The sequence below is a fragment of the Saprospiraceae bacterium genome, assembly GCA_016719615.1.
Lineage (GTDB): Bacteria > Bacteroidota > Bacteroidia > Chitinophagales > Saprospiraceae > Vicinibacter.
In genome coordinates, this window is the sequence record JADJYQ010000005.1 from 36,236 (window position 1) to 56,993 (window position 20,758).

Annotated in this window: 15 protein-coding genes; 10 read left to right on the forward strand and 5 right to left on the reverse strand. The window is 37.9% G+C overall.

Annotation, left to right across the window (positions count from 1 at the left end; translation table 11 throughout):
* Nucleotides 1–88: 88 nt before the first annotated feature.
* On the reverse strand, nt 89–424 hold the full coding sequence (locus IPM92_09980; protein ID MBK9108669.1) for a T9SS type A sorting domain-containing protein: 336 nt from the start codon (nt 422–424) through the stop codon (nt 89–91).
* A gap of 1,675 nt (nt 425–2,099) precedes the next feature.
* On the opposite strand from IPM92_09980, the gene IPM92_09985 reads away from it, so the two are divergent.
* The 5 genes from IPM92_09985 to IPM92_10005 all read left to right on the forward strand — a co-directional run bounded on the left by IPM92_09985 (nt 2,100) and on the right by IPM92_10005 (nt 9,370).
* Nucleotides 2,100–3,485 carry an alkaline phosphatase family protein gene (locus tag IPM92_09985; GenBank protein ID MBK9108670.1) on the forward strand — a complete coding sequence of 462 codons (1,386 nt, stop codon included), beginning with the start codon at nt 2,100–2,102 and terminating at the stop codon, nt 3,483–3,485.
* On the forward strand, nt 3,478–4,560 hold the full coding sequence (locus tag IPM92_09990; protein MBK9108671.1) for a flippase-like domain-containing protein: 1,083 nt from the start codon (nt 3,478–3,480) through the stop codon (nt 4,558–4,560). Before IPM92_09985 ends, IPM92_09990 begins: the two co-directional genes overlap by 8 nt.
* A 105-nt stretch (nt 4,561–4,665) precedes the next feature.
* Nucleotides 4,666–8,085: a T9SS type A sorting domain-containing protein gene (locus IPM92_09995; GenBank protein MBK9108672.1), complete on the forward strand. Its 3,420-nt coding sequence runs from the start codon at nt 4,666–4,668 to the stop codon at nt 8,083–8,085.
* An 89-nt stretch (nt 8,086–8,174) separates the two neighbouring features.
* Entirely contained in the window at nt 8,175–8,669 is a 495-nt protein-coding gene (locus tag IPM92_10000) for a hypothetical protein (GenBank protein ID MBK9108673.1), read from the forward strand.
* 335 nt (nt 8,670–9,004) lie between these two features.
* Nucleotides 9,005–9,370: a four helix bundle protein gene (locus tag IPM92_10005; protein ID MBK9108674.1), complete on the forward strand. Its 366-nt coding sequence runs from the start codon at nt 9,005–9,007 to the stop codon at nt 9,368–9,370.
* Between the two features lie 96 nt (nt 9,371–9,466).
* Here the strand turns inward: IPM92_10005 and IPM92_10010 are convergent, their stop codons facing one another.
* Nucleotides 9,467–10,003: a dCTP deaminase gene (locus tag IPM92_10010; protein MBK9108675.1), complete on the reverse strand. Its 537-nt coding sequence runs from the start codon at nt 10,001–10,003 to the stop codon at nt 9,467–9,469.
* A 3-nt stretch (nt 10,004–10,006) separates the two neighbouring features.
* Nucleotides 10,007–10,900, reverse strand: a complete 894-nt coding sequence (locus tag IPM92_10015; protein ID MBK9108676.1) for a hypothetical protein — start codon at nt 10,898–10,900, stop codon at nt 10,007–10,009.
* 414 nt (nt 10,901–11,314) lie between these two features.
* Between IPM92_10015 and serC the strand changes: the two genes are divergently transcribed.
* From serC to IPM92_10030, 3 genes are all read left to right on the forward strand, one after another.
* On the forward strand, nt 11,315–12,382 hold the full coding sequence (gene serC, locus IPM92_10020; GenBank protein ID MBK9108677.1) for a 3-phosphoserine/phosphohydroxythreonine transaminase: 1,068 nt from the start codon (nt 11,315–11,317) through the stop codon (nt 12,380–12,382).
* A gap of 48 nt (nt 12,383–12,430) precedes the next feature.
* Nucleotides 12,431–13,126, forward strand: coding sequence for a M48 family metallopeptidase (locus tag IPM92_10025; GenBank protein ID MBK9108678.1), 696 nt, complete (start codon nt 12,431–12,433; stop codon nt 13,124–13,126).
* A gap of 305 nt (nt 13,127–13,431) precedes the next feature.
* The gene (locus IPM92_10030) at nt 13,432–14,544 is read left to right on the forward strand and encodes a hypothetical protein (protein ID MBK9108679.1); all 1,113 of its coding nucleotides are present in this window, start codon (nt 13,432–13,434) and stop codon (nt 14,542–14,544) included.
* Nucleotides 14,545–14,879: 335 nt separating this feature from the next.
* On the opposite strand, the gene IPM92_10035 is transcribed toward IPM92_10030, so the two are convergent.
* Nucleotides 14,880–17,651 carry a TonB-dependent receptor gene (locus IPM92_10035; GenBank protein ID MBK9108680.1) on the reverse strand — a complete coding sequence of 924 codons (2,772 nt, stop codon included), beginning with the start codon at nt 17,649–17,651 and terminating at the stop codon, nt 14,880–14,882.
* A 42-nt stretch (nt 17,652–17,693) separates the two neighbouring features.
* Nucleotides 17,694–18,446 (reverse strand): GLPGLI family protein, encoded by a 753-nt coding sequence (locus tag IPM92_10040; GenBank protein ID MBK9108681.1) that lies wholly within the window; start codon nt 18,444–18,446, stop codon nt 17,694–17,696.
* A gap of 148 nt (nt 18,447–18,594) precedes the next feature.
* On the opposite strand from IPM92_10040, the gene IPM92_10045 reads away from it, so the two are divergent.
* The gene (locus tag IPM92_10045; protein ID MBK9108682.1) at nt 18,595–20,013 is read left to right on the forward strand and encodes a HAMP domain-containing histidine kinase; all 1,419 of its coding nucleotides are present in this window, start codon (nt 18,595–18,597) and stop codon (nt 20,011–20,013) included.
* Between the two features lie 7 nt (nt 20,014–20,020).
* Nucleotides 20,021–20,698 carry a response regulator transcription factor gene (locus IPM92_10050; protein ID MBK9108683.1) on the forward strand — a complete coding sequence of 226 codons (678 nt, stop codon included), beginning with the start codon at nt 20,021–20,023 and terminating at the stop codon, nt 20,696–20,698.
* The last annotated feature ends 60 nt before the right edge of the window (nt 20,699–20,758 follow it).

Consider the following 20,758-nt stretch of genomic DNA (forward strand, 5'->3'; position numbering starts at 1 on the left):
AAATTTTGTAAATGTGTTTGAACAATTGGCCACACATCTTATGAATCTGTTGGCTGATGAAGAGTCCAAGTCTTGATATTTGAAGTTCTTAATTCGTTTTTAATAGTTTTAATGAAGACTTCTTTTTGCCATGTGACAAAATTAAATAGTACAGACCAGGCATTTTCTCCGAAATGTCGATTGAAAATAAATTGGAGTCTAGTTTTTTACGCAGAATTTTTTCTCCCATATTATTATAGATTGTAATATATGAATTATTTGTAATTTCATCTAGTTTTAAATTGTAAACGCCGTTGGAAGGATTGGGATATGCTTTAATTGTAAAAGTATTGCCTTCAAACTCTAAACTTTTTACTGTATTAGAATTTATATTAAAATCGGAGTACTTGGCGACATAAATATCTGGGCCTAGACTAGTTGACAAATTATATCTTGTATCAGTAAGATCCAGGTCTATTGCATTAAAAAAATGCCCGCAAATCAAAGCAGTATCGTTATATAATTTAAAATTCCCAATATTGTTGTATGCAGTTCCACCTTCAAATGTTGATATGGCTTTATATTTTAAACCACTATCATATTTTGCAATATATTGTCCATTGCCAAAATTATTAACTATTGCCTTCCCATCTGGATCAAAATTTGCAGAAGAATGTATATAGCCAAGAGTATAGATATTTCCGTTATAATCAGATTCAATAATACTTGGAGTCGGACTGCTTAATGAAAATGATTTTGCCCAAATAATGTTGTTTAATGAATCGAGCGCAGCAATGAAATCGTGTTCTTTTGGGTAAACAACACCATAAGTACCAGCATTTCGTTGTTTACAATCACTAAGGTGTCATTTTTGCCATAAAAAGCTAACTTACCATAAAATTTGCCACAAACAATATTTGTACCATTCTGTATATTCTTTATAAATCCGCCATTAACAAAACCGAACAAAGAATGGGCACTATGATTAGTAAGTAAAATATTACCATTTTTATCATACTTATTCAATATTAAGTCATATTGAGAAAAGTCTGTGTAGAACAATGGACCTTTAAATTTACTTATTGCATAAATATTTCCATTAATATCCATCTCAGGTTTGCCGACAATCGGTTTAGCCCAAAGTAAATTTAAATGATTATCAAACTTTGAAAGAGTATCTTTGGAATAAGTAAATACATATTTTCTAAATCAATTATTAATTTTACATCAGTATGATGAAATAAATTATATGGAGTTGGTGAATAAGAGGGGATTATACGCGCTTAATTAACGCTCCTAAACTATTATATTTTGCTATATAAATTTTGAAACGGAACAATCTAAATTAAAGTGTTGTTGGATCTAAATCATAATACCAATGCCACAGTTAAGAACTCCCAAGGTTCCCTTTTAAATTAAATTTTCCCCTTTTTTGGGAAAAAACGGGATTGGCTGGTTAAAATTGCGGATTCGGGGGCCCCCCCCCCAAAAAATATCCCCCTTTTTCCCTCTGAAAATCACCCGCAAAACCTGAGGGGTCCCCCCCCCCCAATTATACCCCCGCCCGCGGCGCCGGGGGGAGGGGGAAAAAAAAAAACAAAAAAAATTTTAAAAAACGCATTTTTCCCAAAAAAATAAAAAAAATTTAAAAGGAGAGGCGAGGGACAAAATTTGTTAGTTGGTGTCGGCATGAAGACCGGGGGGGGGGGGGGGGGAGGGGGGATTAAAAATTTTTTTTTTTTTCCCCCCCCACCCACCCTCTTTGTATTTGTATTTTTAATAATCATAATTCCAAATTAAAATTGGAAAAGGGGGGCGCCCGGGGGGGGGAAGGAAACAGCAAGACCCCGGTGGTTGTTTTTGTGTGCTGGCCAAAGGAACAGCGCAGGCCCGGCCGGGTCTTCGGGCCTAAAGGGAAACCTTTCCCTAAGAAGAGTCCTCTTTTTCAATTGATTCATTATTACAAAAGTCTACACAAACGGCTACCGTTTTCTTGACTATGCCCAATTAATAACAGTGCCCCTTTGTAAAACTTTAAGCTTTGTCAAAAGCCAGACAATAACAACTTTATAGCCAATTGAATATCCTGATTATCTTTATCATTCTTAAAAACAAACATCTTGCGAAAGGTCATTTTCTATCTGATCGACGGTGCCCGTCCGGATATCATGAAAATCCTAATTGATCAGGGTAAACTGCCTGCTATCAAAGAATTTTTTTACGATGTTTGTGGGATGTGTTTGGCAACGACCTGTTTGCCTTCAACCACTGGTCCGGCCTACTTGCCATTCTTAACGGGCCAGCATCCGGCAGCTCATCACATCACAGGTATCCGTTGGTTTGATAAGCAGGCCTATTTTGAAAAAAGCAGATGGTCGAGAAATGCCATGCGTTCTTATTGTGGATACGAGGCAAAATACTTTAATGATGATATGAATCCTGAATATCCCTCGCTGTTTGAAGAAGTCAGCAATGGATTCAATATCTACAACATGATCACTAAAGGCGTCGATCCAAAATTTGATGTGACGAGAAAAGAAAAAACGGGATTGTATTTTAGGGCACATTTTTATCACGAGCATCATCCTGTGGATCTATTGGGAAGCCGCAAACTTTTGGAAAGTCTGGATCAGGAGTTCGATTTTATTTTTGCAGTATTTCCCAGCGTGGACTGGGATTCACATACCTATCACTATGCAGATGAACGCACTATTAGGGCTTATGAAATAGCCGATCAAAGCATTTCAGAAGTCGTTAATCGCTTGAAAGAAAAGGGAATCTATGAAGATACTTTAATGATACTTGCATCCGATCATGGCTTGAGCTCAACACATACGCATTTTGATCTCGGAAGTTTTTTTAAAAATCAGGGATATCGGGTTCTGGAATATCCGGCGATTGCCACCCTTTATCCAAATGTAGCGGTTTTTATTTCAGGAAATTCCTTTGCGAGTATTCATTTTTTAGATCAAAAGGAGATTTACTGGAAAGATCAATTGTTGCGCAATCATGGCTCCGTTATAGAAAGACTGCTGGCGAATGATGCAATAGATTTTATTATTTACAGAAATAACGAACGTTCGTTAGTGGTTCATAATAAATTTGGATATGCCTTGGTGGAAGCCAATCCCGATGGTTCATTTTTCTATCAACAGGAAACGTTTGATGTTCTGGGCCTCGGCAATTCACCATTGACCTTGAGCAGGGAAAATTCTTTAGAAACTACCATACAGACGAATTATCCGGATAGCTTGTTTCAAATTTCACAGATCATGAATAGTCATCGTGCCGGCGATTTTATCGTGAGTGCAAAACCAGGCTATGACCTGCGGGATTATTGGGAAATTCCCGAGCATAAAGGTTCGCACGGATCCTTACATAAAGAACACATGTTGGTTCCTGTATTTGCGAATAAAGAAGGGATCTTGCCACAATATTGTAGGACGAGTGATTTGCACCCGACCATTAAGAACTGGCTCGGGATTAAAGGAATGATAAATGACTAAGGAAAATTCAAATAAAATTGACGAAGGCAATACGCCGAAGAATTGGAATAAGCTTAATGTTGACACAACATTAATTCGGCGGGGCGTTCTGATTTTTATATTCATTTCGGTCATTTCTTTTGCTGCTTTATTTTTTTATACCAATACTGGAAAAATTGTTGAAGTTTGGTCTGAAGTCAATTGGTATTACCTGGCACTTGGCTGTGTTTTTATTTTCAATGATCTGTATTTAGGCGGCTTGCGAAACCATATTTTTATCCGGGAATTCGTACCGGGTATTTCCATAATAGCCAGTGTTAAAGCCAATCTCGCAAATATTTTTTTAGGGGCTGCAACTCCAACCCAGACCGGTGGTGGAGCAGCACAAATTTATATTTTTCATAAATACGGGGTTTCACTGGCGGATAATATTTCAAATAGTTTGTTTAACTGGATTTCCACTCTGATTTTTTTTCCACTTTCAGGAGCCTTGGCCATCTACATCCTGGAAGATACGATACCTGATGGTTTGGTCCTGCAACTCACCCACTTTGGATTTCGGGTCTTTGCGACATTATTTATTGTGGTTCTCATCGGACTATTGGCTCCAAATTTTCTGGGCTCATTTATTTCGTTCATTGGAAGAAGTTTGAAATATGTTTTTAGAAACACAGGACACAAGATTTCTTTGTGGGGAATGAAAGCGGCCACAACCTTAAAGGATTATCAAAATAGATATCGCATTTTTTTTAGGCAAAAACCTCATTTGTTCTTGTACAGTTTTTTACTAACCATTATCCTTTATTTTAATAAATACGCTTTGGCATATATACTTTTATTGGCCTTTGAAGTTCAGGCAGATTTTTGGACTGTTATTTCCATTCAAGCTGTATTGTATCTGCTCTTGTATTTTAGTCCGAGCCCGGGCGGCAGTGGAATTGCTGAGATCAGTATTGGGGTTTTAATGGCCAGTATTTTACATGAAGAGTATTTGGCTTCGTTTGCATTGCTTTACAGAAGTTTTCTTGTATTTGTTCCGGCAATGATGGGGGCCTATGTATTGCTGCATCAATTGAAGCAGGAGGCAACTGCTTAAGTAACAAATGTAAAATCCAAAGGGCATCGTTAAGCTTCAAGATAAAGCTGTTAAGATTTGGGATAATTTTATAAATTTGTGACCCCTCACTAAAAGAGTTCAGATATGAAATTAAGTTTACAATTATTTTTAATTGCCATTTCATTGCTAAGTTTTAACGCGCAATCCCAAGACACCATCACTGTGCAAACAATTACATGGGATTCTGCCGGTCGCGAAGGCTGGTACACATTTCCGGATTTACAGACTTCGGAGATTGAAAGGATTAATCTGATCTATAACATTCGCTGTAAAAATGCACAAGTAGGTAATGGTGGCGTTGGCTGCGGCGAGTGGGATTATAGCTGCAATACATTTGTTACAGATACTTTTCGAAAGGATTCCGTTTTGCAGATACAGCGCAAATTTGTAATACCTAATTTTACAGGTTCGGAATTTTATTATTCGAACAATCCAACCAGCAACTGTATTTCCTATTTTCAGAAAAGGGGAATTTATAGTGGCTTATCTAATGAGATCAATGGCACCATTGGTACTCTTGACCAGAACTTGAAATTAAAAAGCGAAACAGGAAAATTTTATTTTCTATTTACAGCTGCTGAACTAAGTAATGCAAATTTGAAAGCAGGTAAAATTCATGGCTTAAGATGGAATATTGTAAAATCGCCGGGTGAATTGTCATTTTTGAAAATTAAAATGAAGAATACCCGGGCAACTTCAATACAGTCAACAGGTTTTGATTTAGATAATTTGACGGAAGTCTATTTTTTAAACACGCCTGTACCGGCAAATGGATTGCAAACACTGATGTTTTACAATAGTTTTAACTGGGATGGAACATCTCAAATACTGGTGGAAATGAGTTATAATGCAAATCCAACAGCAGGTGAAATTGAACTCGGTTCACAAACCATTCAAAATGTTTCTGTGGGAGCAAATGAAAAATCATACAGTCTCTATCAATTTGGAGCTGCGGGATTTGAATTAGAACCTCAGAAATTAAAACAGATTTCAAATGAAGTTTCCATTGGTTTTTGGGCTTATGGTGATCCGGATATCATGCCTGTCAATTCTTCTATATTGGAGGCTTCTGATGCGCAGAATAACAGACAACTTAATGTTCACCTACCCTGGAGCAATGGCTCAGTGTATTGGGATTGCGGGAATGATGGCACTGGTTACGACCGCATTGAAAAAGCAGCACAAGCAAAAGATTATGAGGGGCAATGGACGCATTGGGCCTTTACTAAAAATGTGGGTACTGGTGTGATGCAAATTTATAAAAATGGAATTCTTTGGCATTCTGGTAGCGGAAAAAGAAAAGCTATCACAGTGGATAAAATGAAACTGGCGTCTGACATCAACAATCAACTATCCTACTTCGGAAGAATTTCACATTTTGCGATCTGGAATAAGGAATTGGATTCCCTTACCATTAGAAATTTTATGTTCGATCCGGGTAATAATGCACATCCTGCTTACAATTCTTTACTTTATTATTTACCGCTCAACGATGGCGATCAAAATAAGTTAAATGATTTGTCACCAAATCCGGCAACTATTCCGGTTGCTACTGAATTAAACTGGTATGAAGAGAAAGGTCGAAATATAGTAAGTGGATTTCAGAATTTACAAGCCAGGCCTGTTACTACTTTTATTCAAGGAACCATAAATACCTTCAACTTGGAAACGATTTCTGCCTTGGAAGAATTTAGTACTGTAAAAACTCCGGTTACCGAATACGAAATTCTGAATGGCAAACCTGTTGTAAAAAACAAATTCCTTGTTTATCCTGCCGGCGATTTTATCATCAAAGACGAAAACGGAACTCCTGTTGATTTTAAAGTTGTTCCTGAAGATGGAATTTTTGTGATGGAGGATCTAAAATATCAGCGTTACGATCCGGCAAAATTCGAAATACTTTCTCTGGTAACTCCATATGGCAATGGATTGGATCTTACCAAAGACGGAAAAACGTTTGTATTTGATATTACCGATTATGCGCCGGTATTGCGGGGATCAAAAAAGATCAGCGTAGAATTTGGTGCATGGCAGGAAGAAATGGATCTTAAGTTTCAATTTATAAAGGGGAAACCGGCACGCGAAGTAAAAGAAATTCAAAATATATATGCTTTCCAGCGAGGATATATTGGCAACATCCTCAACAATGAAGTTTTTGAACCTCGTAATTTGAAATTACATCCGGATGCGAATTCTTATAAAATCAGAACAACAGTGACGGGTCACGAACAAAACGGGGAGTTTGTCAGCCGCAGTCATTTTGTGCGCGTTGATGGTAATAAATCTTTTAGGAAATTTGATTTTACAGTTTGGAAAGAATGTGCCGACAATCCCATATTTCCTCAGGGAGGTACATGGATCTTTGATCGTGCAGGTTGGTGTCCGGGTGCTGCATCTGATGTGCATCAGTTTGATATTACTTCATTGGGTGACCCCGGTAGTCCAGTGAGGATTGATTATGGATTGAATGGCGCCAATATGGATGCTGCAAATTATTTGGTCAGTTGTCAATTGGTAAGTTACGGCGCTGCAGCCTATGCAAAGGACGCCGGCATTGAAGCTGTCATTCGGCCGAATGTGGGTCGCGTGGAATTCGAAAGATTCAATCCGGCGTGCAGCAGACCTGCAATTCAAGTCAAAAATTTTGGTTCCGAAGATATTCGAAGTCTATTGATCAGGTACAATGTTTTAGGAGGAAGAACGCTGGAGTTTCTTTATCAGGGAGAGATCAAACCTCTTGAAATTAAAACGATCGATCTTCCGGTAGATCATTTTGATTTTTGGACCAACGCAACTACTACTTTATTTGAGGTAGAAATATTGAAAGTAAATGATATAAATGATGAAAATTCTAGAAATAATAAAATGTCCAGCAATTTTAAATTGGTACGCATTTTTGATTTTGATCCCATTTTTGAAATAAGGACCAATAATATTGCCGGTGATAATAGTTATCGCATCAAAGACATGAATGGAAATATACTGATTGAGAAGAAAAATTTACCTGCAGCTACAACTACACAGGAAAATTTGAATGTTCCTAACGGTTGTTATACCCTCGAAGTCGATGATCAGGCACAAGACGGATTGTCTTTTTGGTATTACCCCAACTATGGGAGCGGAAATTCAAGTATCAAACGCAGAGTGAATAACAACGTAATACCCATGGTCAGTTTTAAACCCGATTTTGGTGCCGGTTTCAAGTATGATTTTATTGTGAATAAAGTAACGGCAACTGATGACGAGTCGACTTCTTATGTCGTAAGTCTGTATCCCAATCCGGTCAACGATTTGGTGAATCTGGAAGTTTTGGGGGCAGAAGGCCAGGAAGCCATTATTTATTTATTGAATGCAGCAGGTCAAAAGGTTTTAATGCACAGCATTCCACAAGATGGGAACAGTGTTCAAAAACAATTTTCATTAGCGGGTTTGGCTAAAGGAATGTATTTTATGCATATTCAGTTGAATGATAAAATCTTAATAAGAAAACTGATCCTCGATTAATTATTCAATAAACCTATTGCAAACAAGTATATTGTTCATCAGAATATTGAAATGTAAATGGCTTTTTAAGAATCAGAAATTCACATTTGTTGAAAACAATCGTGTGTTTATTTATTTTTATCCGACCATTGATTGCGCAAATGGACGCCAACAAAAAATACCTTCTCGAGCAATCACTGCCCGATGTCTGTCGGGAAATTCTGCAATCATCAAATGTTTCCAATCAATATCAGATATCAGATCATCTCAATCCATTTTATTTGGAAGCAGATTTTAACGGCGATCAAAAAATAGATGCAGCCATTGTGGTTCAGGAAAAAACAAATCGCAAAATTGGAATCATGATCATCCACGGTGGCAGCAAATCGTATCACATTCTTGGTGCAGGGAAAGAATTGGGTAATGGTGGAGATGATTTTGCATGGATGGATATCTGGAAAGTGTATCGTCAAAAACAAATTGGGAAAAAATTAAAACCAATTGTCCTTTCAGGTGCAGGAATATGGATTGAAAAATCGGAATCGGCAAGTGCGATTGTGTACTGGGATGGAAAGGGATATCGATGGTACCAGGCTGGGGATTGAGGATTAGGCTTTTAGGCCTGTAGGCATTTAGGGGTTTAGGCATGTAGGAGGAAGGCATGTAGGCATATAGGGGTTTAGGCATGTAGGAAGAAGGTTGTGAGTGTGTATTTAGTGGAAGTAAGAAAAATTGTTTCTTTGACTCCTTAGCCTTGATCCCTGACCCTTGACTATTGCCCCAGTCTGTACGTCAAAACCAACAACCATGAAGTACTTTGGCGCATTCAATCAAAGTATAGAGTTATTGAATAAATGACTCAAATATCTTGAAGTATATTTTCGGTTAAATGTATTTTAAAACTGTAATATTGTATTTTGAATAAATTCAATATTATACTATGAGAGATTATACTAAAATTAAAGCATTTTTATTAGTTGATGATCTGGTTATTCTTGTTTATCGGGTCACAAAGAATTTTCCAACCGAAGAAAAATTTGGACTTGTACAACAAATAAGGCGCGCTATAATTTCGGTCGCTTCCAATATTGTAGAAGGATGCTATCGACAAAGTCAAAATGAATTTATTAGATTTCTTGAAATAGCTTTTGCATCACTTAAGGAATCCCATTATCAAATAAATATTTCCAATAGATTAGGGTATATCGATTCAATTACTTTTCAGCTGATAGACAAAAAAATGAATGAAGCAGAAAAAGTATTAGCTTCTTATTACAAATTCCATAAAAATGACAAGCAATTATGAATCAATCCCCCCACCACCACATTCCTACTTTCCTTTACACCTACATTCCTAAACGCCTATATGCCTACCAGCCTATATGCCTACCAGCCTAAACGCCTAAAACTGATTCTTCCACATCATACTCTCCACCGGAAGCCGAGTGCGGTGATTGTATTTGGCATTCGACTTTTTATTGTAATAATTTGAAATATCTCCTTCTACCGCAAAATAAATCAATTGTCCGATGGGCATGCCTGCATAAATGCGAACCGGCTGTACGCAGCTGATCTCCAATGTCCAGTTGTTGCAAAAACCCACATCACCTTTACCCGCAGTTGCATGAATGTCGATGCCAAGTCTGCCCACGCTGGATTTGCCTTCGAGGAAAGGCACAGCATGGTGAGTTTCAGTATATTCCTCTGTGACACCCAAATAAAGTGTTCCAGGTTGTATTACAAATCCTTCGTCAGGTATTTTGATATAAGTAATGGTATTGTGAACTTTAGCATCCAATTCTCGGGCATCATAGACTGCCAGGGTATCGCCAAGATGTACATCATATGAATTGGTACCCAGGTTTTCTTGACGGTAGGGCTCAATGACGATGTCGCCGGTTTCTATGGCTTCTAGTATTTTATTATCGCTTAGGATCATGGTTTATTCAATTTTCCAACAAATAATTTTTTGGTCATCACTTCCGGAACACAATATTTGAAGTTGTGGATACCAAACTAAGGCATTTACCGAGTGCTGATGGGCCGCAAAATTAGGTCTGGAAAGTTCTTTGACCAAATCATATTTTTCAGAATCCCAAATCCTGATGGATTTATCCCTGCTTGCCGTTGCTAACCAGGGCGTTCCGGTGAGTAAACAAATTTCATTCACACAAAACCAATGGGCTTCCAGTGATTGAAATGCTTCTGTAAAACCAGTGGAAATTTTCAATTGCGCATCAAGGCCACCTGTGATGAGCCTTCTATTTGAATGATCCAGGCACATTGAAAAAACAGCCGACTTATGTCTTGATGCCATTTTTTCAATATGATCAAAACCGGGTACATCCATAGCATACACATCGCCTAAATGGTCTCCAACATATAGTTTTGAAAGCGCTCCATCATAACTCATAGATCGCAGCCGTGTTTGACTGAGTTGATACTGATGCAATAATTTTACTTGCACCGGATCCCAAATGCTAATGATTCCATCTCCACCAATGCTAACAATGGATTCTCCGATGGCAATGATTTTATATATAGACCCCTGATGTGCTTTCAATCGGCGCACTGAGTCCGGAATTCCCATTGGAATGAAAAACAATTCTCCTTCCATACTTCCGGTTATTAAAATATTTTCAGCTTCCAGAAATAAAAGTGAAAATATCCTCGATTCCGTTTTAGCAATCAGCCGGCCATTTCCGGAAATGCTGGGATCCCACGCTGCGATCCAACCATCACCTCCTGCACTAAGAAGTTGCTTATTTGCACCGGTCGTCATCGCATAAATGGCTGATGTGTGACCTTCAAGAATGTGAATGGCTTGAATATTCATCGATAGCAATATAGCTTAATTTGATTGAAAACCTCCAACTTACTTTACTTTTAAAAAAAGGGCATTCCGTTATGCTGCCACGAAGGCTTAAAGACACAAAGTACCACGAAGAATTTCTTTGTGCAGCTTCGTGCCTTCGTGCCTTGGTGGCTATACGTCCCTACAAGCATTTAGTTAAGTTGCAATCCTACTCCTTATTTACCTTTTCAAAAAAAGGGCATTCCGTTATGCTGCTACGAAGGCTCAAAGACACAAAGGACCACGAAGAATTTCTTTGTGCAACTTCGTGTCTTCGTGCCTTTGTGGCTATACATCCCTTTATGTAATTCAGATGCTTATAAATGAAATAACAATTAAGTACACAAACCCCATTTGCAATCCAATCCTTAACTTTACGCTACAAACATTCATCCATTGAAAAAACACAATTTTTACGCCGGACCTGCCATTTTACCAAAGATTGTTTTGGAACAAGCAGCTAATGCCATTCATGAATTTGCGGGAATGGGTTTGTCCTTATTGGAAATATCCCACCGCAGTAAACAATTTGAAGCTGTTATTGACGAAGCCAGCAAATTGACACTCGAATTGATGGGCCTCGGTGATGATTACACAGTACTTTTTTTGTCGGGAGGTGCGAGCAGTCAATTTTATATGGTTCCCATGAATTTCTTAAATGAAGGAGAAACTGCTTGTTATGTAAATTCCGGAGTTTGGGCCAGTAAGGCAATCAAAGAAGCGAAATTGTTTGGCAATGTTAATGTCCTGGCCAGCTCTGAGCAGGATAAATTTACACATATCCCAAAAACATTTGAGATCCCTCAAGATGCCAACTATTTGCACATCACGTCTAATAATACCATTTACGGAACTCAATACCATCAGTGGCCGGATTCTCCCATTCCACTATTTTGCGATATGTCCAGTGATATCTTCAGCCGACAACTGGATTTCTCAAAATTTTCTTTCATCTATGCCGGTGCCCAAAAAAATCTGGGACCCGCAGGAGTGACTTTGGTCGTTTTGAAAAAATCATTACTGGATACTGTGAAGCGAAAATTGCCAGCCATGTTGTTATACAAAACACATGCTGAAAATGGAAGTATGTACAATACACCGCCGGTATTTCCAATTTATGTCACCATGCTCACACTCCGTTGGCTAAAAGAAATGGGCCTTGATAAAATGGAAGCACATAATTCCAAAAAAGCAGAAACGCTCTATCGCGAAATTGACCGCAATAGTTGTTTTGAATGTCCAGTAGTTAAAGAAGACAGAAGTTGGATGAACGTAATATTTACTCCTAAAAATCCTGCGCACGAAAGTTTATTCCTGGAGATGTGCAAAACTGCTGAATGTGTCGGACTGGCAGGACACAGATCTGTTGGCGGATTCAGAGCATCTCTATACAATGCATTGGAATTGGAAAGTGTAGAAGTGCTTACCGGATTAATGCAGGAGTTTGAAAAGAAGCATGGCTAAAGCAGTAGCATTTACAGAATTTAAAAAGTAAATTTTTCCGGGCTCGATTTGCAATTGGAAATCGTTTATGAGCATCGCCGGAGTGCTAGAGTTTCTTTTGCCAAGCACAAAGCTATTTTGAGAATGCCTTTGCTCACGAATGCAACACAGAAAGAGGAATTGCTGAAATGGGCGTATGAATGGATCCACAATAAACTCAAAACAGATACCAAACTTCGAAGCAAGTATCTGCCCAAAGATTACCGTACCGGTCAGATCATTCAACTTCGCGGCAGGGAATTTGTACTAAATGTTCAGGAAGGGCTTGAACAGAAATCTGCAGCTGGTCAACTTAAAAATTATGTGATTCACATCAGACTGCCCTTAGGAATCGATGCGTTTCAGAAACAACAATTATGCAGTACGATCATCAGCAGAATCCTGGGTAACTTTTTTCACAAAGAACTATCTGGGCGTGTGCACGAACTGAATCAAAGATTTTTTCAAAAAGAAATCTCAGGCATTCGCCTTAAACACAATGCCAGCAATTGGGGAAGTTGCAGTTCTAAAAAAAATATCAACCTTTCAACAAAACTCCTCCTCACTCCTGATTTTATTACCGATTACATCATCATACACGAACTTTCACATCTTACACACATGGATCATTCAGATCGGTTTTGGAAACTTGTAGAAAGTGTCATGCCAGAATACAGAAAGGCCGAAGAATGGTTAAAGAAAAATGGCGATGAGTGTACGTTTTGAAAAGTTCTTAATTTTTCATTTGACAGAACTAGCTTAGCTTCCACTTACATTATTTGATGTCTTTTAAAACAATGGATGTCTTTAAACTGGATGCTATATTCTGATTGAAAAACCCCGTTTTAAATACATCATAATTCTTCTTATTCTTTTAGTTAAACAAACTTAGCTGACACATCATCGGATTGTCGAGCCTTAGAATTAAAATAATGGATATTATTTAGTAAGTAAAATAATGTCGTGTCAATTTTCTTGTCTTTAATTTCAATGTTTCAATCAAATTCCCTATTTTTATAAAAACATTTCGTATGCATCCCCGCTGTATTTCATTCACGATTTTATGTTGTCTGTGTTTTTCGATCAGTTGCCAGAACAGTTCTTCCGACCATTCTGGGCAACAATCGGATAAAAATTCAAAGCCTTCGGGAAAAACAAAGTCTGGATCTTATCTCAAACTCCGCAAACACGAGGTCATCGATCGCGAGGGGTCGCAGATGGTGGCGATGACCGGACTGATTCCGGAAGATTGGAAAGTCAGAGATCAATTATATTGGGAATATAACGATGCAACTTTGCCAATTCGCTATAAAGGGCAATATACCTCTGGCAATGGCGATCTGGTTATTGAAATTTATCCGGATGTCCGGGCGGTATATAGTACTGGGCCTATGGGAAGTAGCGGTTATCCTCCACCCAGAGATGCCGTCAGCGGACTTCGGGATTTTGTGCAACAGCAACGGGGCCAATACGGCTTTAAAATTCTGGAAGCGAAATCCCTGATGCGAAGCGGACCTACTCAAAACTATATCCAGGGTACTGCGTTTCAAACAGCTGGTGAAACAGCCTTGCTCCGAATAGCATATACAGAAAATCAACAAGCGGTAGAAGAGGAATTTTACGGGCAATTGGAAATTACGCATTCTATTTCACAAGGAGCTGTCACACTAACGAGCGTTATCTGGTCGGCTTCCGGAATGTACAGTTGCAAAGCGCCTGCCGGCAAACTGGAGGCTTGTCGTAAAATTGCTTTGACGCTCAAATCTTCAGCAAGAATGACGCTACCGTTCTATAACAAGTTCACACAAGTTGTGCAACTGCTTTCTGATCAAGTGTATCAACGCATTTATGCCGCCGGACAAATCAGCAGGATCATCAGTCAAACCAATGACCAGATCTCCAAATCCATTTCCGACAGCTACTGGCAAACTCAGCGTAGTTATGATCGCAGTAATCAACAATTCAGCAATCACATCCGAGGCGTCGATACTTATCAGGATGGTACGATCCAGATCCAATTACCTGCCGGTTACTCCAACGCCTGGATCAACGATCGCGGAGAATATTTATTAGGTGAAACTAATGCATTCGATCCAAATCAAATGTGGATCGGCAATTGGAAGCAGTTGGAAAGAGGGAACTAAGGGAGTCAGTTTTTAGTTGCTGGTTGTTAGTTGTTAGTTGTTAGTTGAGGTACAAATTGGAGGTTTGTAAAGCAATAACAGTTGTTTGGTTGCTCTTCGTTGAACAAAAAAAATACCTCCAATTCATCATCCGTCCGGAAAACGGAGTTTTCCTGTCGCCCCAGCGTAGTCAGAGACTACGCAGAGCTGCTAAGAAAAATAATTGAAAAAATTTACATTATTATTTGTACTAACATATGTTAGTACATGATGCATTTTAAAAGCCTAAATACCTAAATACCTACATACCTAAATACCTAAATACCTAAATGCCTACATACCTACATTCCTCCCTCTCATTCCCTCCCTCCCATATTGATTTCAATTCCGCCCTTTTTCTTGAAACCCTTAATATTGTACGAAAGACCTAACATCAAGTACCTGTTAAGCACATTTGTTACAGTGACATCTGAGTAGTTGTTCTGTGATGAGGTCATCACGTTTTTATTTTTATTCAGAATATCAAAACATGATAAACTCATACGCCATTTTTTATCCTGCGTGATAAATGTTGTTATACTTGCAGTCCATAGTGGTATATTCGTCTTTTCAGGTGAGAAAGATGATTCGACTTGCAAATAATCAAAACTTGATTTAAAGTGCAGCCTCTCTCCAAAATTCATTTCCAACGCAGTGTACCAGCTGCTTTGTGTATAGGACTGGTTTAAGGAGTTGTTATCCTTGAAGTCAGATTCTGTTTTGTTTGTTTTGTAGCCCACTAATAAATCAATGAAATCTTTATTTCTGTTTTCTAATGAGAAATTATATCCATGGCCCATTCTGGAGACGGTATTATTGCGCTCATTAATGACGGTAAGACCTTTGTTATAATTTCCTTTCAATACAGCTCTTGCTTTTAATTTCAATGGTCTGATCGGGGTCTCATATTCAATTCTGCCAGAACTCGTAGATTCATGTTTGATATTCACTGGGGTATAATATCTGACCAATGCACTGTCGATATACAAGGCTTCTGTTATTTTATCAAATGTAAAATTGCTTTGTAAACTCAGGTACAACATGGTAAAGTCGAATGCATTGTAACGCATATAAGAAAAACTGGCGTTGTGATTTCTTTCCGGGTTTAAGTTGGGGTTACCGGTATAAACAGCCAGTGGGTTGCTGTTGTTGATATTAGGCTGAAGTTGGTTGATCGAGGGTTCGCGTAACTCACTGAAATAATTAAAATTCAAATGTTCAGAGAGTCCGAAGCGATAAGTAAAAAATGCACTTGGAAGTAAGGCCTGATAGTGATCTTTGATGCCATTCTGGTCTTGATTCGTTTTTCCGCTCAAAGTGGAGAACTGGTATTTGCTCCCTATTGTTAAATTGTATTTTTCCCTGTTAACAATAAAATTCAATCCGGTATGGTGCTGTGTATAATCGTTTTGATACAAATGTGAGAGCAGCATATTTGGAATTGGAATATCATTGATGATGTCAAAATAATCTGTACCTGCTTTATAATTTTGATTCGAAATGGAACTCATCAATTCAAGATATCGCTTTTTCTTAAGGGGCTCAGTCCAGGATCCAAGAACTCTATAGTACCATCCATCTTGTTGGCCTAATTGATTTTGAAAGAGCTTGCTTGAATCGGCTAATGGTTGAAATATTTGGTAGTATGAATTTAAATCGACATCAGAATTTTGATCGGAAACATTCAGTCCTGTGTTTAGGGTAAAAATTCTTCCGGGTTTTCTCGTCTTTTTCTGCCATAATAAATCAGTCGATAATTTTAATTGATTTCCCTGCATGTCATAACGGTTGACGTTGTCATTTAGGCTTTGGCGATTTTTATCAAAAACCTGATTCATTTCTTGCGATAACAATTGGTTCTTTCCTGCGGAACCATTTGCCCTGATCACCAGATTTTGTGTTGAATCCAACTTCGTTTTAAACTTAAGGGTGAAACTTCCGGAAGTATTTTCAGACAATTGGTCTTCAATTGTATTGGAAAAGAACTTGCTTTCCGGGAGAAGATTTTCGCGTATGGAATTTCGCAACAATTTATTGTTGAAGTGATTTCCAAAAACGGATGCTTCTAAAGATGTTGTTGCAGAAAAATAAGTATTCAAATTCAGTCCGCCAGCAAATGATTTTTGTATGCCTTGATTGTTGCTGAGGCCCAGCGGTAAACCGGAGGATTGATCAAGATTTATTGCAAAACTTCCACCTCCGCTTCCGCTCATCATGGCCCCTATGCCACCCATAAAATCGATATAGTCGCTGATTGAAAAATTTTGTTCATTGATATTATTGGCAAGTCCAATAAATGATGTTCTGAAGTTGGGCGTAAATCTGTTGATATTGGCTCTTCCTTTAAATCTTTCTTCTGTTCCTCCGGCAGCCTCTATGGTACCAAAGTAGCCTATTTTTTTATCTTCTTTCAGCTTTAGATTTATCGACCTTTCTCTTTGTCCGTCGTCTATTCCTGTAAATTCCGTTCTGTCAGATCTTTTATCAAATACCTGAACTTTGTCTATCGCATCTGCATCGAGATTCTTGGTTGCAATTTTGGTATCCTTGCCAAAAAATTCTTTGCCATCCACCAATACATTCTGAACTTTTTCGCCTAACGCTTTCACGGAACCATCTCTTTCAACTTCAATACCCGGCAATTTTTTCAAAAGATCTTCTGCCATGTCGCCGGGCTGTGTTTTAAATGCTGCTGCATTATATTGAATTGTATCTTTGCCAAAAGTCATCGGACTAGCATAATCTTTTACTTCAATGACATCGAGGAGTTGATTTCCCGGCTTGAGTTGAATCGTTTCCAATAAAAGGTCTTTTTCAGGATTACCTATGAGTTTATAGTAATTCTCGTATCCAAGATAATTTATCTGAAGGAAGTATTGGTCTGATTTGGGAAGATTTACCTCAAACGAACCATTCCGGGCAGAATTGGTAAATTCAACCATACTTGAATCTGAAGTCAGCATAAGGATAACTGTGGCATATTCGATTGGAGTTTTATTTTCATCGAGGATGATGCCGGATATTCTTTGTGTATATGTTCGGCTAACAAACGTTAGTAATATTAAAACAAAGACTACTTTTGTATTCATAGTTGAAGTTGATAAGCGTAAAAGAGTTTATCAGGGAAAATCTTAATTGCGTTCCTCGCGGATGATCATTTTTATACCAGATCCTTTCCCATTGATAGCTCCCATTTCTTTCATTTTATCTTCTCTGATTTGTTCGTATTCAACCCTCTTTACCACTTTACCTTTGGATGGTTTTGTAAAAACAAAGGCTTCAGGTAGTGCATCAACAGCCGTTGCGATGGTCATACGATCACCGTTATCCTGTTCTATAGCCAGAATCAATCCTGGTAATCCTGAAAGTCCGTTAGGTCCAATTGATACGGGAAGCTGATTTGTAAACCAAACAGCTAAATTTTTTGAAGTATCTGATAATACAGCTTTTTGACAGACATAATTCAGAATTTTCTTTTGTTCAGGTGTAACTTTCCATTGCAGTTTGTCAATTTTATCTGAAATTAAAAATTCTTTGCCCATCAAGTCTTGTGACTGCAGATACTGATCTTCTTTTTTATTTGAATAAATAATCGTTTCAGGCATTTTAATGACTAATTGGAAATCATTTCCATCTTCTTCATGTTTCACTTCGACATCTTTAGGTTTTTCCTCATTTTTGTATAAGGACTCATTTGCCGTAAAATACAATACCTTTTCTGCTGACTGGGATGATGGGATCATTTTAGCCATCTCCGGATTGTTATCGCCGATATCGATATTTAATTTAATGGTTTCTTTGTAAGTGATCTTTCCGGAGGTCATGGGTTGGCTATTTCCAATGGAGATAAACATTAAACAAATAAGACTAAAGTAAATTTTCATAATCGTATAATTTATGGTGAATAAGGTCACAAAAGTATGATGGCCAATTGAAATTCCAGGTTAAACAAGGTTTATCTAAAGTTAATTATGGTTAAAAGAGTATTTGGTATTCTTATAAACTTAGTACTTTGGTGGCTGTAATATAAAAATGGGAATTAGAAAAACAATCGGGTATCATCATACACCAATGGCCATCAGCTTGATATTGCTTGCAGTGTTCCTCAGCTTCTATTTATGGTCGGTCTATCAAATAGAAAAAAATGATCTCAAGCGGGAGGTCAATTATTTGCTGGAAAATGCATTTAAAACAGCAGAAAATCAAATGCTGGATAAAATGATTTTTGAAATGAGTGGAGCTTCATGGATGCATCAAGATTCGGTCGTTAAAAATATACGAATTGTAAATCACCATGCTAGTTTTATAACTTCGGATACCGTGTTCACAAAGAAAAAAATGTTAGGTGTTGCGCAAGCATCTGAAACGATGGTGTTGAAAACCTTGGGCCAGGAAATCTCAGGCGATCAATCGCTAAGTTTAAAAATTGAATTTCAAAGTGATTCGTTCTGTTTAGATACAAATATGATAGGCCCACCTTCGGCCGTAATAGTTTTGGTCGACAGTATATTTAAGGAGAATTTGAAGAACTCGCAGCTCAGCATTAATTATGAAATATCATCTGACTCTGCTTTATTTCATCAAAAGGAAAAGCCTGCTTATAGGGACAATTTTTCAGGGAAAAAGTATTTTTTGATTCAGGGCAAAAACCAATCTTACCTGATCAATCAGATGCTTCCTGAAATTGTATTATCGATCTTGTTATTTCTTACGGTTTTGTTTGCATTTTATCATATCATCTCCTCTCACCAGAAGGAACAAGAATTATTTGATATGAAGGAGGACTTTATGCGAAACATGACTCATGAATTAAAAACTCCTATTGCTACAATAGGAGTGACTTTGGAGGCTTTGCAAAATTTTCCTGCAGGAAAAGATGAAGCTGTCCGGCAGGAATATTTCAGAATTGCAGAAAGTGAAAATCAAAAATTAAATGCTTTGGTTGAAAAAGTCCTGTCCATTGCTCAGCATATGGATGAGTCGCAATCTTTTCAGCAAAAGTTAAATTTACCTATGCTAGTTTCGGACGTTATGGATTCATTCAAAATGAGAGCAGCGCAAAAAAATGTCCAGCTTAATTTGGAGAACGCCATGTATTCAGAAACCATACAGGTAAACCAGCAAATCCTCGTGATGGTTTTACACAATCTCTTAGATAATGCCATAAAATATGTGAAAAGTGATGCAGCAGTTGTTGCTGTCTTATTGGCTGAGTACGATTCGAAAATTCAAATTTCAATTAGAGATAATGGTAGTCCGATTGAAGCTGAGTTTAGAGAAAAGATATTTGATAAATTTTATCGGATACCAAGCGGAGATGTTCACGATGTCAAAGGTCATGGTTTGGGGCTTTATATCGTTGGGCAGCTTGTTAAAACGCTAAAAGCTGAAATCTCCTTGAATGTAACACCATCAGGTAACGAATTTGTGCTCAAACTTCCAAAGACTTAGTTGCGCGATGAAGATACTCTATGTTGAAGATGAAATGTCCCTGGCCAAAGTAGTGAGAGAGTCTTTGCAGAGCAGAACGTATGAGGTGTTGCACCTTCAGGATGGTGTTGGTCTATTGGAACACTATTTACAATTCAAACCTGATATCTGTCTTTTTGATGTTATGTTGCCCGTAAAAGATGGATTTGTTCTGGCTAAGGAAATTCGGGCGATCAATCCTGAAATTCCTATCATCTTCATTACTTCTAAGGTGCAAACCAACGATGTGCTGAAGGGTTTTGGTGTGGGGGGAAATGACTATATTAAAAAACCATTCAGTCTCGAAGAGCTCATTGTCAGAATCAATAATCTTTATAAATTGACCAGCAATCTCAATGCAACGGATCTTAAAGTTTTTAAGATTGGAAAATATGAGTTTTGGCCTGAAAAATTGGAGTTAAATTTTAATGGTGAAGTTCGCCGAATCTCCTATCGGGAAGGACAGCTGCTTCATGAATTGGTCCGGAATAAAAATGAAGTAGTCAATAGAAAACACATCCTCGATAGTTTGTGGGGAGATGATAATTTTTTTAATTCGCGCAATTTAGATGTTTATATCACCAAATTGCGGCAATACTTCCGGCAGGATGAAAAGGTGCAGATCATTACACTTAAAGCGGTTGGATATAGATTGGTAGACAGCTAGGTATTCGGAGCTGAGTTTTGATTTAATATAAAAACTATTGTGTTTGAGGGATAAATTAAA

Bases quoted from the DNA above. Each gene is read 5' to 3' on its own strand.
- IPM92_10050 (MBK9108683.1), top strand. From the start codon at position 20,021: ATGAAGATACTCTATGTTGAAGATGAAATGTCCCTGGCCAAAGTAGTG.
- IPM92_10040 (MBK9108681.1), bottom strand. From the start codon at position 18,446: ATGAAAATTTACTTTAGTCTTATTTGTTTAATGTTTATCTCCATTGGA.
- IPM92_09995 (MBK9108672.1), top strand. From the start codon at position 4,666: ATGAAATTAAGTTTACAATTATTTTTAATTGCCATTTCATTGCTAAGT.
- IPM92_10030 (MBK9108679.1), top strand. From the start codon at position 13,432: ATGCATCCCCGCTGTATTTCATTCACGATTTTATGTTGTCTGTGTTTT.
- IPM92_10010 (MBK9108675.1), bottom strand. From the start codon at position 10,003: ATGATCCTAAGCGATAATAAAATACTAGAAGCCATAGAAACCGGCGAC.
- IPM92_10015 (MBK9108676.1), bottom strand. From the start codon at position 10,900: ATGAATATTCAAGCCATTCACATTCTTGAAGGTCACACATCAGCCATT.
- IPM92_10045 (MBK9108682.1), top strand. From the start codon at position 18,595: ATGGGAATTAGAAAAACAATCGGGTATCATCATACACCAATGGCCATC.
- IPM92_10035 (MBK9108680.1), bottom strand. From the start codon at position 17,651: ATGAATACAAAAGTAGTCTTTGTTTTAATATTACTAACGTTTGTTAGC.
- IPM92_10005 (MBK9108674.1), top strand. From the start codon at position 9,005: ATGAGAGATTATACTAAAATTAAAGCATTTTTATTAGTTGATGATCTG.
- IPM92_09990 (MBK9108671.1), top strand. From the start codon at position 3,478: ATGACTAAGGAAAATTCAAATAAAATTGACGAAGGCAATACGCCGAAG.